Raw genomic sequence first — 15,676 nt, 5'->3', positions numbered from 1 at the left:
TCCCGACATAGCTCCCGGCCATTTGGCCGGGTCTTCCCCATTCAGGAGGTCCCCATGGCGGATTACTTCACCCATTTCTCGTGCCTGCTCGACGTCGGCACCCCCGAAAAGGCGGCCCGAGCACTCGCGCTGTTCCAAGAACTTCGCGCCGCAGATCAGGACGCCGATGACCCGGAGGTCGCAGGCTTCGACCTCGTGCGCCAGGACGCGCCCAATGGCAGCGCCCTCTGGATCCATGACGACGACCACGGCGATGTCGAGGCCGTCATCCGCTTCGTGCTGCGCCTTGCCGAAGAGCTCGACCTCACCGGCCTCTGGGGGTTCCAGTATGCCCAGACCTGCTCCCGGCCGCGCCTCGACGCCTTGGGCGGCGGCGCGCATGTCATCGATCTTGGCGCCCGCAAATCCATCGGCTGGACGAGCAGTCAGGAATGGCTGGCCGCCGCGCTGAACGGGGAGGACGCACATGCCTGAGGTCATCTGCACCACCGTCTACCAGTTCCCCGAACTCTCGGATGCCGCCAAGGAAAAGGCGCGCAGCTGGTATCGCGAGCTCGGCCCCCACGACGATTGGTGGGACGCGGTCTATGAGGATTTCGAGCGGGTCTGCGAGGTCCTCGGTATCCGCCTGAAGACCACGCCCGTGCGGCTGATGGGCGGCGGGACGCGGGCCAAGCGCTGTATCTGGTTCTCCGGGTTCTGGAGCCAGGGCGACGGGGCCTGCTTCGAGGGTTACTGGTCCCACGCCAAGGGCGCCGCCGCGCGCATCCGGGACTATGCGCCCCTTGATGCCACGCTGCACGGCATTGCCGACCGGCTGCAGGCCATCCAGCGGCGGAACTTCTATCAACTCGCTGCCGAGGTCAGCCATCGTGGCCGCTACTACCACGAGTACACCATGTCGGTCGATGTCAGGAGGGATAGCCCGAGGTGGCAACCGCCGACCGAGGACGCGGAGGAGATCGTGACCGAGGCGCTGCGCGATCTGGCCCGCTGGCTCTACCGCCAGCTTGAGGCGGAATACGACCACCTGACCTCGGACGAGGCCATCGAGGAGGGGATCTTTGTCAACGAGTACACGTTCACGGAAGCCGGGCGGCGGTTCGGGTGAGGCGCACCCTTCGAAGAACTTTCCCGACCGCACGCTTGAAACGTACGTCGATCTGGCGTACATGTCGACAAGACATTTCAGGAGGCGACCATGCTCGGTTTCCACGATACCACGCGCGCAATCGATGAGCGTAACGAGGCCCGGATGAATTTCCGGACGAAGCCGCGCATTAAGACTGCAATCCAGCAGGCCGCGGCACTGTCCGGCGTCGACGACTCCGTCTTCACGATGAACGCCGCCTATCAGGCCGCGCTGGCAACGATCGCGGCGCATGAACGCACCGTGCTGCAGCCGGTCGATCATGAGGCGTTTTTCGCGGCGCTCGATGCACCAGCTGCGCCGACCGATGCCCTGCGCGCGGCCTTCCGTCGACACAGCGACACGGTTGTGTCGAAGTAAATGGCCACGTCACAACCGGCCGCCTACACCATCGAGCCGTTCGATCCTTCGAAGCATGATCGGGCGGCTTTTTCTTGCGGGGTCGAGCAAGTCGACAACTATTTCCAGAAGACCGCGAACAAGCTCGCCAAGGCGGACAATGTCCGCCTCTATGTGATGGTCGACCCTGACGGGACGGTTATCGGCTTCTATGCCCTGAATGCGCACGCCGTTCAGTTCACGGATCTGCCTGCGAAGTTCGCGAGGACCCGGCCTTCGCATGGCAACATTCCTGCCGCCTATATCTCGATGATCGGGCGGGATCGGAAGTTCAGCGGTGCCGGGTTTGGCGGCGATCTTTTGGTCGACGCCCTACGGCGCATTGCCGTTGCGGCCGACGCCATTGGCGTCGCCGTCGTCATGCTCGATGTGCTCGACTGCGGCGATCCAGACCGCGTTGCGCGCCGCAAGGCGCTTTACGAGAGCTACGGGTTTGAGCCGTTGCCTTCGAACCCGCTCAAAATGTTCCTGTCCGTCAGCACGGTTCGCAAGCTGATCGCTGAAGAGGACGACTTGCAGAAAAAGGACGCAGCACTCGCGGATCTGGCGCGGCTCGGACAGGAGTTTGACCGAGGTTGAAGTCCTGAAGGTCGCACCTGCCAACCTATAGGTTGGCAATTGAGTTTCGGTTGCCAAGCCACGGTATGGCAGAAGCTCCGCAAGGCCGGAGCCAGCCGGTGTCGGGATCACTTGTTCCCGTCGATCCACTTCGACATGAGCCCCTTGTCGCGGAAACATTCCTCGGGCACGGCGCGGCGCTTGATCCGAGCGAGTTTCTCCGCGAAGGCCACCTGCTTGGACGTGGGCAGCCGATCCATGTCGGATACCGGCTTCAGCTGGGCCTGCGCATCGATCCAGGCACTCAACGACCGGCGATCCTGCTGAACCTCCCAGGGCAGGAGGGTCTGGTTGCGCAGGGCGAGCGACCGCGCATAGGCGATCTGCTTGGGCGTCGCGGGCAAGGCGTATGTGGTGCTGTCCATGGGGAAACTCCCTTGCTGGCTTGGCTATCAATATAGAACATAACAGGAACAAAATCAAGCTGAGCCTCTGGGACGCGTCGGTTCGAGAGGGAGAGGGGGGCTGGGAAAGATCAGGCCTGAGGGTGCCCAAGAGAGGGTGTCCGGGCCTGATCCTGTCCTTCATTCCGGAGTTTCCCGATGACCTATCTCGCGCCAGTTGCGCCTCCCGTTTCCATTTCATCTCGCGATCCTGCGCCCGCGACCCTCGCCGTGGCCGAGGCGCTGCAGCCCGATCTCGCCCAAGGCGTCCAGATCGACGCGCTGCGTCTGCGGCTAGAGATGGAGCGCGCCTTTGGCGGCCCCGATGCCGATGGCGCCTGGGATTGGAAGCTCGCCTATGAGGCGGGCGAGGCTGCGCTGGTCCTCTTCCTGCGGAAATTCGGCCGTGCGCTGCTGACCCGGGCGGGCTCGCCTGCCGCGCTGCTGCCGATCCTCGCCAAGGTGGCCGGCCTCTTGCCGACGCATACCCGGCGCTCCGAGGAGATGGAGCGGTTCCAGCAATTCTCGACTCCGCTGCCCATGGGGCTCGCGGCCTCGGCGGCTGCGCAGATCACCCCGCGTGACCTCGTCCTCGAGCCTTCCGCCGGGACCGGGCTTCTCGCGATCCTCGCCGAGATCGCTGGCGGCAGTCTCGCGCTGAACGAGCTGGCCGACACCCGCGCCGACCTCCTGCGCCTCCTCTTTCCGGAGCGACCCGTCACCAGTTTTGACGCCGCGCAAATCGACGACCATCTGGACGCGGGCGTTCGTCCGAGCGTCATCCTGATGAACCCGCCCTTCTCTGCCGTGGCCCATGTCGATGGCCGGACGACCGAGGCGACAGCCCGTCATCTGCGCTCTTCCCTTGCCCGCCTCGCGCCCGGCGGGCGTCTGGTGGCCATCACTGGCGCCGGTTTCGCGCCGGATGCGCCCGCCTGGGCGGAAACCTTCGGCCGATTGACCGAGACGGCGCATCTTGTCTTCACCGGCGCCGTCTCCGGTGCCGCATTCGCCAAACACGGCACCAGCTTTGAGACCCGGATCTCGGTCTTCGACAAATGCCGGGGCGGTGAGCGCGGTGGCATAACGGCGGATCTGGCCCGGCCGATGTCCGTCGATGCGCCGCAGCTCCTCGGCCGGATCGTAGCAGAGGTCCCGCCACGCCTCGAGATGGATGCGGGCGTGGGCGCTCAATCGCAGCCCGCTTCCCCTTTCCGGGGACTTCCTCCCCGTGCGTCCGGCCCTGCCGCTCGACCCTTGCGTTCGACGGCAGCGGCCAATGTGGACGTGCATGTCGCCACGCCGGATACGGAGGATCTGGCCTATACCTTGCGCAAGGCCGCGGACGATCTCGGCGCTGCGCGCCTGTCGGACGCGATCTACGAGACCTTCCGCCTGCAGGCGATCGACATCCCCGGCGCGGCCCCGCATCCGACCAAGCTGGTGCAGTCGGCGGCCATGGCCTCAGTTGCCCCCCCAAAACCTTCCCACCACCCGAAACTCCCCGTGGCCGTCCTGCGCGACGGCCTACTATCCGACGCGCAACTCGAGACCGTGATCTACGCGGGCGAAGCGCATGGCGCGTATCTCGCGGGATCGTGGTGCGTCGATGAGACCGGCGACATGGTCTCGGCCGCGCCCGACGATGCCGCGGACGTCGTCCGCTTTCGCCGCGGCTTCTTCCTTGGCGATGGCACCGGCGCGGGCAAGGGCCGCCAGTCGGCTGGGATCCTGCTCGACAACTGGTGCTGGGGCCGCCGCAAGGCGCTCTGGATTTCAAAGAGCGACAAGCTCCTCGAGGACGCGCAGCGCGACTGGTCGGCGCTCGGCCAGGAGCGGCTGTTGGTGACGCCGCTCTCGCGCTTTGCGCAAGGTCGCGACATCCCGCTCTCCGAGGGCATTCTGTTCACCACCTATGCGACGCTGCGCTCGGAGGAACGCGGAGCCAAGAAGTCCCGGGTCGACCAGATCGTCGATTGGCTGGGTGCGGATTTCGACGGGGTGATCGTGTTTGACGAAAGCCATGCCATGGCGAATGCCGCAGGGTCCAAGGGCGAGCGTGGCGATACGGAAGCCTCGCAGCAGGGCAGGGCGGGCCTGCGCCTGCAACACAAGCTGCCAAACGCCCGCGTGGTCTATGTCTCGGCCACAGGGGCAACAACCGTCCACAACCTCGCCTATGCGCAGCGTCTCGGGCTCTGGGGCGGCGAAGATTTCCCCTTCGCAACCCGTGCCGAGTTTGTGCAGGCCATTGAGGCCGGAGGCGTCGCCGCGATGGAGGTCCTCGCCCGCGATTTGCGGTCGCTCGGCCTCTACACCGCCCGGTCGCTTTCCTACGACGGCGTCGAATACGAAATGCTGGAACATGCGCTGACGCCCGAGCAGCGCGGCATCTACGATGCCTATGCCGGGGCCTTCGCCATCATCCACAACAACCTTGCCGCCGCGATGGAGGCGGCGAACATCACCGGAGATTCTGGCACGCTAAACCGCCAGGCCAAGTCCGCCGCACGCTCGGCCTTCGAGTCCGCCAAGCAGCGCTTCTTCGGCCATCTGCTGACGTCGATGAAAACCCCCACCCTGATCGCAAGCATCGAGGCCGATCTCGCCGCAGGCCATGCGGCCGTCATCCAGATCGTCTCGACTGGCGAGGCGCTGATGGAACGCCGCCTGTCAGAGATCCCGACCGAGGAGTGGAACGACATCCGCGTCGACATCACTCCCAGGGAGTATGTTCTCGATTACCTCGCCCATTCCTTCCCGGTGCAGCTCTATGAGCCCTTCACCGACAGCGAGGGCAATCTATCGTCGCGCCCCGTGGTGCGCGACGGCCAGCCCGTCGAATGCCGCGAGGCCGCCCGCAGGCGCGATGCGCTGATCGAGAGGCTCGCCTCGCTGCCACCCGTGCCGGGCGCGCTCGACCAGATCGTCCAGCGCTTCGGCACCGATCTTGTGGCCGAGGTAACGGGCCGCTCGCGCCGCATCGTGAGGAAAGGCGAGGGCCCTGCCGCGCGCCTCGTCGTCGAAAGCCGGGCTGGCTCGGCCAACCTCGCGGAAACTGCCGCCTTCATGGATGACCAGAAACGCATCCTGATCTTCTCCGATGCCGGTGGCACGGGGCGCAGCTATCACGCCGATCTTGGCGCGAAGAACCAGCGCCTGCGGGTCCACTACCTGCTGGAACCCGGCTGGAAGGCCGATGCGGCCATCCAGGGTCTGGGGCGCACCAACCGCACCAATCAGGCACAGCCGCCGCTGTTCCGCCCCGTCGCCACCGATGTAAAGGCGGAGAAGCGGTTCCTCTCCACCATCGCCCGCCGCCTCGACACGCTCGGGGCCATTACGCGCGGCCAGCGCCAGACGGGCGGGCAGGGACTGTTCCGCCCCGAGGATAACCTCGAGTCCCCCTATGCCCGCGACGCCCTGCGCCAACTCTACCGCCGCATCTATCGCGGCGACGTGGCAGGCTGCTCGCTCGGGGACTTCGAGGATGCGACGGGGCTTAGTCTGACCGATGACAACGGTCTGAAGGATGACCTGCCGCCGATCACGACCTTTCTCAATCGCCTGCTCGCGCTGACGATCGACATGCAGGCCGTGCTGTTCTCTGCCTTCGAGGATTTGCTCGATCAGCGTATCGAGGGGGCTATTGCAGCCGGGGTCTACGACCTCGGGCTCGAGACACTGCGCGCCGAGAGCTTCCGCGTCACGGATGCGCGGGTGATCTACACCCATCCCGGCTCCGGCGCGGAAACCAAACTCCTCACCATCTCGGAGAAGCGGCGCAACACGCCGACCTCGCTGGCGGATGCGCTCGACTGGCTCGACGACCCAAAAGCACGCCTGCTGGTCAACAGCCGCTCGGGCCGTGCCGCGGTGCAGGTGCCCGCCACCAGCTTGATGCTAGACGACGGCACGATCGAGTCGCGTCTGAGGCTGGTCCGTCCGACCGAGGCGAGCACGGTTCCGGCCAAGATCATGGAGGATACAAACTGGCTCGAGGCCGACCGCGCAGCCTTCGCTTCCGCGTGGACCGCGGAACTCGCCGAGGTGCCCGAGTTCTCCGAGGCCACGCTCCACATCGTAGCGGGTCTCTTGCTGCCGATCTGGAAGCAGCTTCCCCAGGATGAAACCCGCGTCTACCGGCTGCAGACCGATGACGGCCAGCGCATCATCGGCCGCCGGGTTTCGCCCGCATGGGTCGCGACCACGCTGGCAGACGATGCGCCGAAGCTTGCAGCCGCTGAGGTCCATGCCCTCGTTCTGGAGGGCAAGACCGTCGTGCGACTGGCCGAGGGGATGGAGTTGCACCGGTCCCGCGTCATGGGGGTGAACCGGATCGAACTCTCGGGGTTCACCGAAGCCCAGAAGGATCGCCTAAAGGCGGATGGCTTCTTTTCAGAGATCATCGCCTGGAAGCTCAGGCTATTCTGCCCGACCGATCCCTCCGGGGTCGCGGTCTTCGAGCGGCTGCTTGCGCGGTTTGCGGTCTCCGGTCTACATGCACGCAATGGTTGAATTGTGTGATCATGTCATTGGAAACAGAAGACCTCTTGCGTGAGCTTTCGTCCCGTGCCGAAAGTGTTTGTCGTCATTACCTTCCCGCCGGGCGGCGGGAAGGGTCCTACTGGATCGTGGGCGATCTGCAGAACAATCCCGGTCGGTCGCTGTTTGTGCGTCTGACCGGCCCTTCATCCGGGCCAGGGGCAGCCGGCAAGTTCACTGACGGTGCCACCGGCGAACATGGTGATCTCCTCGATATCATCCGCGAACGGATGGGGATCAGTCGCTTTCCCGACCTTCTCGCCGAGGCGCGTGCGCATCTCGGTCGTCCGGCGCCGGTTCTCCCGGAAGGCCCCGCACCGAGAAGATCAAAGTCCCATGGGGGCACGCCAGAAGCAGCGGCGCGCTTGTTTGCGGCCTCGATGCCGGTCGCAGGCACGCTTGCGGAAACCTATCTCCGCTCCCGGGGCATCACCCTTGGCGGCAAGACGAGCGTCCTTCGCTTTCACCCAAAGTGCTGGCATCGGGATGAGGGCCAGACCAAGAGCATTCCCCGACCGGCGCTGATCGGTGCGGTCACCGATGGGGAAGGGGCCTTGCAGGGTGTGCATCGCACCTGGCTTGCGCCTGACGGACAGGGCAAAGCGGCTGTCGAGACGCAGCGGCGTGCCATGGGTCACCTCCTCGGCAATGCCGTCAGGTTGACCCAGTGTGATGACATCCTCGTCATCGGCGAGGGCATCGAGACCATGCTCTCCGTTCGTGAAGCTGCCCCTGGTCTTCCCGTCTGGGCCGCTCTCTCATCGGGCCACCTCGGAGCCGTCCTGCTGCCCGAGGGGTTGCGGCGCCTCTACATCGCCATCGACCGCGATCCGGCGGGGCAACGCGCAGCGGAGAGGTTGACCGCCAGAGCCGCCGAGGTCGGAATTGCAGTGTGGGTGCTCGAGCCACGGCTCGGGGACTTCAATGACGATCTTCGGGCAGACGGGCCGGCGGTGCTGCGTCAGCATCTGGCAAGACAGATCGGTCCCAAGGATCAGCAGCGCCTGGAAATCTGAGCGTCTCCGCGCAAGGGGCGTTTCAGGACAGTGGGGCAGGGGGGATGGACCATCGCAGGTCTGAAACGTCACCTCCTGCCTCTTCTCGGGACAGCTCATCCACCCGTCCCCCGAGCGGCCTTCAAGAGATGGGCAGGCGGCCGTCAAAGGGGACGACCCTTCAAGGACGGGGGTCAAATGATTTCCGCCGCGGGGGACGAGCCCCCGCTTTGCATCGCGAAGCAAATCAGCCGCCCCCCGTCCTCCTCCACATGCGTTCCGGCCCCCGAAGGCGGGGGTGAAGGGTCCTCCCCCGTGACGGCTTTCGCAGCCCATGAAGGCCGCGCGGGATGACGCGCGGACCAGCCAGGCCCGGAGGCAAGAAGACGATGACGTTCCAAACCCGCGACGGCGCTTACGAACCCGCCCACACCGCATCCCAGACCGCCCATGCGCTGGAAGAGCTTCAGCTCTACGGCTACCGCCCCTTCGAAGACGAGCCCGATCCGCGCCCGATGCCCGACGCAGACCGCCTCCGGGGGGCCGTCGCTGACATCTTCGATGCCCTCGTCGCGAGCCTGGCCGACACCCGCATGGAACCCGACCTCGAAGAAGTACTCTGGAGCCAGGTCAACCTCTTCCACCGTGCCACCGCCCGGATCGAACGGTCGCTTGACGACAACGAGCAGGCGCAGCGCCGCCTCCAGCGGGAACAGGACGGCTCTGAGGTGAAATCGACCGAACTCGAGCGCCTGACGGCCGAGGGCCTGACCCTCACCGAACGGCGGAACTGCATGGACATGATGCGCGATCACGCCGCCTCCGAGTTCTGGCATCATACGGGCTCGACCTGGCGGCCGCGCACCGGCTCAAAGGTGAACCACCAGCACCTGACCGCCGCCCTGATCGACAGCCGCGACTTCCTGGCCGCCAAGCGCCGCGCGGAAACCGAAGTGATGCTGCCCGCAGGCCCCAAAGTCGCCCTCACTGGCGGGACCGACTTCAACGATCACCGCTTGATCTGGGGCAAGCTCGATCAGGTCCGGACCAAATATCCCGACATGGTCCTTCTCCACGGTGGCAGCGCAAAAGGCGCCGAACTCATCGCCGCCAAATGGGCTGAAGCCCGGGGTATCACCCAAGTCGCCTTCAAGCCCGACTGGACCAAGCACGCCAAGGCCGCACCCTTCAAGCGCAACGATGCCATGCTGGATGTGCTCCCCGTCGGCGTCCTCGTCTTCCCGGGCAATGGCATCCAGGAAAACCTCGCGGACAAGGCCAAGAAGCTCGGCATCCCAGTGGTGAAGTTCGAGAAGGGGGCGTGAGCCCCCTTCCACTATCGACCTAGCCTATCGCGCACAAAATCTAGCAGCAGACGCCACAATGACGCCGTTGGCTTTCGCGCTTCATAGTATGCAGTACGCTTGGCATGTTCCTTCTGTCGCCCGGCATGGATTTGTTTTTCGGTCCACTGATTGGACCATTGAACATTCCCGTTCGTGATCAAGTAATGCGATCTGCAGGGCAGTTGCCAGTTTCCAACAGAAGGACGCAGGGTTGGCCCTCGCACGTCTGCCCGAACGGTCCATTCAGTCGGACCAAGGGGCGTTCGAATCTTTTGCCCGCACCCACATGCACAAAGGTGAGCGGCGGTATGGAACTCCTCGGACACGTAAAGAATTCCTGCTTCCAGCACTTTGGGCATGTAATGCACAGATTGCAGCGCAAAATGTTCAGTCTTCACGGGTCGTTACTCCGACGCTCTTCAGGTCAGTCGTGTCAAACAGGAGGTTTTCCCAATCGGACACATCCTTATAGAACCCGCGCAGCTGCTTGTAGCGCGTCACGGCGAGAGCAGCGTTCAAGGCGTTCAGTTCGCCGATCTGAACCTTCGCACGGTACAAGTCTTCCGGATCATCTTGCAGCGGCGCGTGGGACTTGCGCATCACCTCTTCGCTATGTTCGGATGGAAAATATGTGACGCGGACCATGCCGCCCAAACCTTGGTCCTTCCTCTTCAGCCCCATCCCCACGTCAATGAACGGGATCTTCCGCTCCATTAGCGTTCGGAATATCTCTGCACGGGCCGCGCCGTTATCGACGCAAACGAAAGCAAATGTGACACCGCTAAGTTCGTCGTCCGACGAGCCGTCAATGTAAGTGGCTTTGGCCGAGAGCCCATGGCGGAAGTTGCCGTATCGGGCCAGGTAGACTTCGGCCTTCGTCTTGTCGAACTCCGAAGGGTCCAGATGTCCTGGTGATCGAAAGGCGTTATGAACATGGAATCGATCAGCATCGAACGCACGAACTTCTGCAACGGGAGTTTTCACCATGAAATCCAAGACGTAGCTGCCCGTTCCACCGAGGCCGATCACAGCAACAATCTCGCCGTCGAAACAGGTGGTCAGGTCGGCAATTTGCCCCCGGCTTGTCAGCGTGTCCCGAAACTTGAAGATTGGATCCTCTGCAACTTCGTCTGCAACCCGAAAAGTATAAGGTGACGCACCGTAGCGCTCCATCGCGGGACCAGCGATGATATTGGTGTAACTCTCAATCTTCTCGAAGAAGTCAGCAAACCGTTGGGCTACCAATGGTTTGTTCGAAAATCGGCGCTGCACGACAACATCAGAGGCGGCGGTGCTTAGGTGGAGAGAGCAGGGTCCACCGCCGAGGTTCGGGATCGGTGTGCCATCAAGTCCGTGAGGAACCCCGCCAGCAAACCAGACCTGGTGGTCATCCTGCTGAACTCTTAGTTCATCGACGGCGACCAGCGTTGCAACGAAGGCACCGGTCGCAAGTTCAAGATTTGCATCAAGGTATGGAATATCGCGGACAACCAGATAGTTGCTATCTTCGCTGACCGCGAACCCTTTCTCGATTAGGCGCCGGATATCGTCGTTATGACTGGCCAGTAGACGAGACATTGAAAATCATCCCCTCTTTGACTTTCACCGAGCCGCCAGCAACCAAGACACCCTCCGGTTTGTTGCCGTGCCCTTTGGTATACTTGATAGAGTAGGTCGTCTCTGGGTGTTGCGCGAAATCGGGAAACTCCAGCGCGACAACTTGGGTGTAGGTGATCTCGCTGTTCTTCGGCCACTCATGAGGAGTGCCTTCAACGACGATGGTGACCGTCTTAGTGTCCTTCATGGTATTCATCTCCTACTCCTAGCCTTTGGGGGGATACGGGTCATTCCCGTAGGAATTGGCATCCCGGATTTGCCCGTTGGGGCGATGGATGATCACCTCGCCGCGTTCGCGGATCGCGATGTTGCGTGCCTGCTGGGTTGCAGCGGTCTGCGTGGTGTGGACCGAGCTTACACGACCCGCCCCTTCGCGTCTGGTGGCCCAGCCCTGGCTGTGAGGCACGACGTGGATTCTCTTCGACATGTTGACTCCTTCGGGTTGTTTCCACGGGCCGACTTCTCAGATGTGCGAGCCTGTGTTAGAAGCACGATAGGGGAGGATCGCGCGCCGTGTCAAGGTGTGCGAAACGCACGGCCAGAACATGAAGACAGACAAAGCAGCGCTTGTCGCTGCACTCAAGAAAAAGCGGGAAACAGAAGGGCTTAGCATCCGGGCGCTCGCAGAGCGCATCGGCGTCAGTTTTTCATCCCTGGCGCGGATCGAACGCGGTGAGGGTGAACCCGACAATAACTCGTCGATTCGAATTATCGAGTGGTTGGGTGACGATGCTCGGGAAGCGGGCCTAAGTTTTGAGAATGTCGCGCTGGTCCATTTTCGTGCTGGAAAGAACGTACGGGCGAAAACGATCCATTGTCTCCTCAATGCCGCTAGCTGCATCAAAGCCAGCCATCGTACAAACGCTTCGGAACTTTTGAGTAGCCCGCCCTCTGACGCTGAGTTGGCGCCGTCGATTGCTCTTTCGAAACCTGAAATGGAGGAGATGGCCCAGCAACTGCGAAAGGACTTAGGAGTTGAGCCGGACGAGAGGATTGAATCGCTCGATATCAACATCGCCGGTGTCGACGTCTTCCGAGTCTCTGACGTTGAAGGGCTCACCAGGGAATGCGCCGAGTTTCTCTTGGGCGAGGGTGCCCAAGAGTGGTCGGCGATGAGCGTGCCGATGGACCTGTCCGAGGATACGTGGGCCATTCTTCGCAACGATAAACATACGGTGGAGCGCCAGCGTGTGACGTACCTTGAAGAATGCTGGCACATTCTGCTCGGGCATCGTTTGACCCGCATCGCCAAGATCGCCGACGCATATGGCCGGACCTACGATAGTTCTGAAGAACATGATGCCTTTTACCTCGCTGCGGCAACACTCCTTCCAGAAACTGCCGTTCGAACGGCAGTTGAAGCAGGTGAAAGTGCGGCCCAGATTGCAGAGCATTTTGGAGCGTCGGTCGAGTTGGTTGAGTATCGCATCAAACGTCTCGGCTTGTGGCGCGCCTACAAGGACAAAACGGTGAGCCTTAACAGCTGAAAACCGTTTATCTCGGGACTATTTTACATAATCAAAATTATGCGACTCAATTCAGGGCCTCGGCCCGAACGCGCATCTTCGCCGATCACAGCGCCGCGCGTTGTCCTTTCGTTTCGCTTCTGGTCCAGTCGTGCGGCACGAAGTTGATCTGAGGCGGCACCAAGATGAAGACCCCAAATGGCGACCTCGACCGTTGGCCGGATCCGGCCGGCGCTAACGCCCTCCGCAGCGTTTTCGCGCAGGACCTTGTCGTCGAAGGCGATGCCACCTCCAGTGGACCGATCGAGGTCCAAGGCAACGTAGTTGGCTCACTGCGGGCTCCAGAGATCACCGTGGCTGCTTCAGGTCGTGTTGAAGGTTCCATCTTCGCGCACGACCTCGTCGTGCTTGGGGCGGTTTCCGGCACGGTCTCAGCGCGCAACGTTCAGCTCGCGCCGAGTGCAGTCGTGCAGGCCGATGTCATCCATGAGCGGATCGCCATCGAGGCCGGAGCCGAGCTTGAAGGCAGGCTTCAGCGCAGGGCCTAACAGATCTCACTCTGCAAGGTCTGGCGGCAGCATCTGACCGGCCGGCAGATAGCCCCGCCGCATCTTCTGTCGGAGTGTGTGGGATGCCGCCCTCTCCGCTTCTTCAACGGAAGCACAGGTCTCGATGCTCGTCCGGCCGTGGGTCCCGATCCGGCCCCAGGTCCGCAAGACGGATACGTCCCCAAACAGCGTCGCCGCAACATCGATGCAGTAGAAGCGCGACATGTTGGCCTCAGGGTCGATGCGGTGCAGATGTGCCAGAGGCATGGCGGTCCTCCCCCGCTCAGACTCTGCTTTGCGGCTCGCCAAGTCCAATTGCTTTTCTGAATCGATCTGGGCGGTCCGATTCAGAAAGCTGATGGGTCATGGCGACGGATCTCCGGGTGTTTCATCGACAACCTCAACCCAGAGAACGCCGCGCAGGGTTTCTTCCGAGACCAGCCACACGGTCCTGAACCGACCGCTCACGGTGCGATGGCGCTCTGCGACAAGCTCCCGGTTCCCGCAGTCGATCCGCCACAGCCGACGATCGATGATCGACGGCTTGGTCCTGCTTTGGACGACGTCATCCATTCCTGCCCCCGATGAACCGTTGTCGCGCCGCAGTCATGGACATGCGGGCCGTCAGAACATATCTAACGCCATCAGAAGTGGTGCTTTGCTGTCGCCACGCGAACCACGAAAGGTGTTTCTGTCGATGCATGTTCTGTCCCCCGTTCTGGCTATTTCCGCGTTTGCGGCGATGTCTGTTCCCGTCCACGCGCTTGACGACTGGACGGTCGGTGTCGAGCGTGGCCTGCCGACCTACGCGCTCACCAGCGAGGCGGGTGAGGTGCGGCTTGTCTGCGATCCGGATCGCGTCTTCGGGCCGACGCCCAACGGCGCGCTCGTGGTCCGCTTCGACAAAGACGCCGGGCCAGACATGGTTGTCGTTCTCGCAAAGTCGGGCGAACAGGCACGCCTTCCGGTCAAGAACGGCATCTCTGCCCAAGCGACAGCTGACGCTGCGGAATGGGCGAAGATGGTTGCGACCTTCCGGACGGGTGGTGAGTTCGCCCTGGTCACGAGTGCTGACAGCCTGACCTTCGAGACAGCGCCGCTGCCCGAGCTTGCCTGCGAGTGACCTCAGGCAGTTCATCGAATTCTGTTGCATGGTCCGGGTCTATCTGACGCGTCGCGCCTCGATGAGCCGCGACGCTATGGCGGCGAGGAAGGCACCAACGATCGTCGCACGAGGCTCGATCTGCCAGGGATCACCAAGGGCTGCATGCATAGCCCGGATCGCAGAGCCTTGGGCGTAGACGGTCATCGCTTCGCCGACCGCCAGGTCTGTTGCCGCCATGGCGAAGATGCGCCTCGCCTCATCTGCATGCGGCATGATCTCTTCTTCCGCCAAGAGCCGCCGCAGTTCCGCGCGGGCTTCCTTGGCAAAGGCGCGTAGCATGTAGGCCGAGGTCACCTCACCTGCGCCCGGGATCTGCTCCAGACGCCTCTCGGTCGCCAGTGGAAGTCGAAACAGGACCACCAGCTTCTCTTTCCGGGGCTTCGCCAGCTCAGTTGCAGGACCGTCGGGCGACGAAGCGGAGGAATACGGTTGATCCCTCTCCCCTTCCCTCTTTCCGGCTATTCCCGCTTCCGCCAGGGGCGAAGTTGGCAAGTCAGGGAGTTGGGCCTCGATGTTCTCCGCTGGCAGTCCCGCCTCCGGCGCTCGCCGTTCGGCAAGAATGCGCGATTGAACTTCGCGCGAAGACCGCAGCCGCGCGGCGGAGTTCTGCAAGCCCGGCTCTTCGGCCGCCGGGGAGGGGGCGACACGTGCGGGAAGGCGGAAGCGGCTCATGCAGGGATCACCTCGTCGATCCCCGTCAGGACGAGTTCCGCAACTTCGAGCTGGCGGGTGATGGCGTCCGCCAGCAAGCGTCCGCCGGGGGCCTTGGCGTTGGCGCGGGCTGCCGGTCCGAGCGGACCGTGGTAGCCTAGCTGTTCGAGGATCCGCGAATGCGGGACGATCACGTCGAGATGGTCGAGACGCAGGATTTCCTGCAGCACGTCCTGGTCGCGTTTCGGCAGTTGAGCCATTCCCCCTTCCCGGGTTGCGGCGTCGATGATCTTCGGCCCCGCATCCATGACGAGGACGCGCACCGCCGGGAACCGCTCACCTTCGGCAATCGAAGCCCGGAGGTCGTCCATCCAGAGGACGGCGCGATGGGTCATTTCCCATTCGGCGTAGACGGGTCGGGCTGGGATCAGCACCAGATCGGAGATCAGGCAGAAATCCTCTGTGTCGGTATGGGTGCCCGGGCGCGTATCGATCACCACGAGATCAACACCCCGCGCTTCCTCGGCTTCGAGGAGCGACAGTAGCCCCTCCACGCTCTCGGGAGGTGAAAGGATGGCCAGGCTCTCCGGCCACTCGGGCTTTTGCGTGCCCTCCCAGGCGGCCAGTTCGAAACTGTCGCGCCAACGGCCGAGTTGGGCGTTGACGTCGCCATCGATCAGGGTGACGCGACGTCCGAGGTTCAGTGCTGCAGACGCGAGAAGCATGGCGGTCGTGGTCTTGCCCGAGCCGCCCTTGGTCTGCACGATGGTAATGACTTGCATGAAATGACGCC

General features: G+C 63.1%; 19 protein-coding genes. 10 read left to right on the top strand and 9 right to left on the bottom strand.

Annotated features, from left to right (window positions below):
* Positions 1-54 precede the first annotated feature (54 nt).
* From GU927_RS13700 to GU927_RS13685, 4 genes are all read left to right on the top strand, one after another.
* Positions 55-474: a hypothetical protein gene (locus GU927_RS13700; protein ID WP_161763009.1), complete on the top strand. Its 420-nt coding sequence runs from the start codon at positions 55-57 to the stop codon at positions 472-474.
* Positions 467-1,111: an antitoxin of toxin-antitoxin stability system gene (locus tag GU927_RS13695; protein ID WP_161763008.1), complete on the top strand. Its 645-nt coding sequence runs from the start codon at positions 467-469 to the stop codon at positions 1,109-1,111. The genes GU927_RS13700 and GU927_RS13695 overlap by 8 nt, the downstream gene beginning before the upstream one ends.
* A 90-nt stretch (positions 1,112-1,201) precedes the next feature.
* Positions 1,202-1,510 (top strand): type II toxin-antitoxin system TacA family antitoxin, encoded by a 309-nt coding sequence (locus tag GU927_RS13690; RefSeq protein WP_101923207.1) that lies wholly within the window; start codon positions 1,202-1,204, stop codon positions 1,508-1,510.
* The gene (locus GU927_RS13685) at positions 1,511-2,128 is read left to right on the top strand and encodes a GNAT family N-acetyltransferase (protein ID WP_161763007.1); all 618 of its coding nucleotides are present in this window, start codon (positions 1,511-1,513) and stop codon (positions 2,126-2,128) included.
* A 107-nt stretch (positions 2,129-2,235) separates the two neighbouring features.
* On the opposite strand, the gene GU927_RS13680 is transcribed toward GU927_RS13685, so the two are convergent.
* Positions 2,236-2,532 (bottom strand): hypothetical protein, encoded by a 297-nt coding sequence (locus tag GU927_RS13680; RefSeq protein WP_161763006.1) that lies wholly within the window; start codon positions 2,530-2,532, stop codon positions 2,236-2,238.
* Between the two features lie 177 nt (positions 2,533-2,709).
* Between GU927_RS13680 and GU927_RS13675 the strand changes: the two genes are divergently transcribed.
* The 3 genes from GU927_RS13675 (at position 2,710) to GU927_RS13665 (ending at position 9,415) form a co-directional block, all read left to right on the top strand.
* Positions 2,710-7,068, top strand: coding sequence for a strawberry notch family protein (locus tag GU927_RS13675; RefSeq protein ID WP_161763005.1), 4,359 nt, complete (start codon positions 2,710-2,712; stop codon positions 7,066-7,068).
* Positions 7,069-7,079: 11 nt separating this feature from the next.
* Positions 7,080-8,111 (top strand): DUF7146 domain-containing protein, encoded by a 1,032-nt coding sequence (locus tag GU927_RS13670; protein ID WP_161763094.1) that lies wholly within the window; start codon positions 7,080-7,082, stop codon positions 8,109-8,111.
* 368 nt (positions 8,112-8,479) lie between these two features.
* The gene (locus GU927_RS13665; protein WP_161763004.1) at positions 8,480-9,415 is read left to right on the top strand and encodes a DUF2493 domain-containing protein; all 936 of its coding nucleotides are present in this window, start codon (positions 8,480-8,482) and stop codon (positions 9,413-9,415) included.
* 11 nt (positions 9,416-9,426) lie between these two features.
* On the opposite strand, the gene GU927_RS20700 is transcribed toward GU927_RS13665, so the two are convergent.
* Genes GU927_RS20700 through GU927_RS13650 form a run of 4 tightly spaced genes read right to left on the bottom strand, consistent with a single transcriptional unit; the run spans position 9,427 to position 11,480 of the window.
* Complete coding sequence (locus GU927_RS20700) at positions 9,427-9,795, bottom strand: DUF6527 family protein (protein ID WP_101923051.1); 369 nt, start codon at positions 9,793-9,795, stop codon at positions 9,427-9,429.
* 28 nt (positions 9,796-9,823) lie between these two features.
* Positions 9,824-11,014: a ThiF family adenylyltransferase gene (locus tag GU927_RS13660; RefSeq protein WP_101923050.1), complete on the bottom strand. Its 1,191-nt coding sequence runs from the start codon at positions 11,012-11,014 to the stop codon at positions 9,824-9,826.
* Positions 10,989-11,249 carry a multiubiquitin domain-containing protein gene (locus GU927_RS13655; RefSeq protein WP_101923049.1) on the bottom strand — a complete coding sequence of 87 codons (261 nt, stop codon included), beginning with the start codon at positions 11,247-11,249 and terminating at the stop codon, positions 10,989-10,991. Before GU927_RS13655 ends, GU927_RS13660 begins: the two co-directional genes overlap by 26 nt.
* 9 nt (positions 11,250-11,258) lie before the next feature.
* A complete protein-coding gene (locus GU927_RS13650; RefSeq protein WP_101923048.1) occupies positions 11,259-11,480 on the bottom strand; it encodes a DUF2188 domain-containing protein in 222 nt (73 codons plus the stop codon).
* A gap of 118 nt (positions 11,481-11,598) precedes the next feature.
* On the opposite strand from GU927_RS13650, the gene GU927_RS13645 reads away from it, so the two are divergent.
* Positions 11,599-12,540: a helix-turn-helix domain-containing protein gene (locus tag GU927_RS13645; RefSeq protein ID WP_161763003.1), complete on the top strand. Its 942-nt coding sequence runs from the start codon at positions 11,599-11,601 to the stop codon at positions 12,538-12,540.
* 164 nt (positions 12,541-12,704) lie between these two features.
* Positions 12,705-13,067: a bactofilin family protein gene (locus GU927_RS13640; RefSeq protein WP_161763002.1), complete on the top strand. Its 363-nt coding sequence runs from the start codon at positions 12,705-12,707 to the stop codon at positions 13,065-13,067.
* 6 nt (positions 13,068-13,073) lie between these two features.
* Here GU927_RS13640 and GU927_RS13635 read toward each other — a convergent pair whose 3' ends face one another.
* Together GU927_RS13635 and GU927_RS13630 are read right to left on the bottom strand one after the other, a co-directional pair.
* Positions 13,074-13,334: a WGR domain-containing protein gene (locus GU927_RS13635; protein WP_161763001.1), complete on the bottom strand. Its 261-nt coding sequence runs from the start codon at positions 13,332-13,334 to the stop codon at positions 13,074-13,076.
* Between the two features lie 96 nt (positions 13,335-13,430).
* Positions 13,431-13,640 carry a hypothetical protein gene (locus GU927_RS13630; RefSeq protein ID WP_161763000.1) on the bottom strand — a complete coding sequence of 70 codons (210 nt, stop codon included), beginning with the start codon at positions 13,638-13,640 and terminating at the stop codon, positions 13,431-13,433.
* 124 nt (positions 13,641-13,764) lie between these two features.
* On the opposite strand from GU927_RS13630, the gene GU927_RS13625 reads away from it, so the two are divergent.
* Positions 13,765-14,190, top strand: a complete 426-nt coding sequence (locus GU927_RS13625; RefSeq protein ID WP_161762999.1) for a hypothetical protein — start codon at positions 13,765-13,767, stop codon at positions 14,188-14,190.
* Between the two features lie 39 nt (positions 14,191-14,229).
* Here GU927_RS13625 and GU927_RS13620 read toward each other — a convergent pair whose 3' ends face one another.
* Together GU927_RS13620 and GU927_RS13615 are read right to left on the bottom strand one after the other, a co-directional pair.
* Complete coding sequence (locus GU927_RS13620; RefSeq protein ID WP_161762998.1) at positions 14,230-14,904, bottom strand: hypothetical protein; 675 nt, start codon at positions 14,902-14,904, stop codon at positions 14,230-14,232.
* Positions 14,901-15,665 (bottom strand): ParA family protein, encoded by a 765-nt coding sequence (locus GU927_RS13615; protein WP_161762997.1) that lies wholly within the window; start codon positions 15,663-15,665, stop codon positions 14,901-14,903. The genes GU927_RS13620 and GU927_RS13615 overlap by 4 nt, the downstream gene beginning before the upstream one ends.
* Between the last annotated feature and the right edge of the window lie 11 nt (positions 15,666-15,676).

This window comes from Paragemmobacter amnigenus, assembly GCF_009908265.2.
GTDB lineage: Bacteria > Pseudomonadota > Alphaproteobacteria > Rhodobacterales > Rhodobacteraceae > Paragemmobacter > Paragemmobacter amnigenus.
Note: the sequence above shows the minus strand (reverse complement) of the source record. Positions and strands in the feature narration are given on the sequence as shown.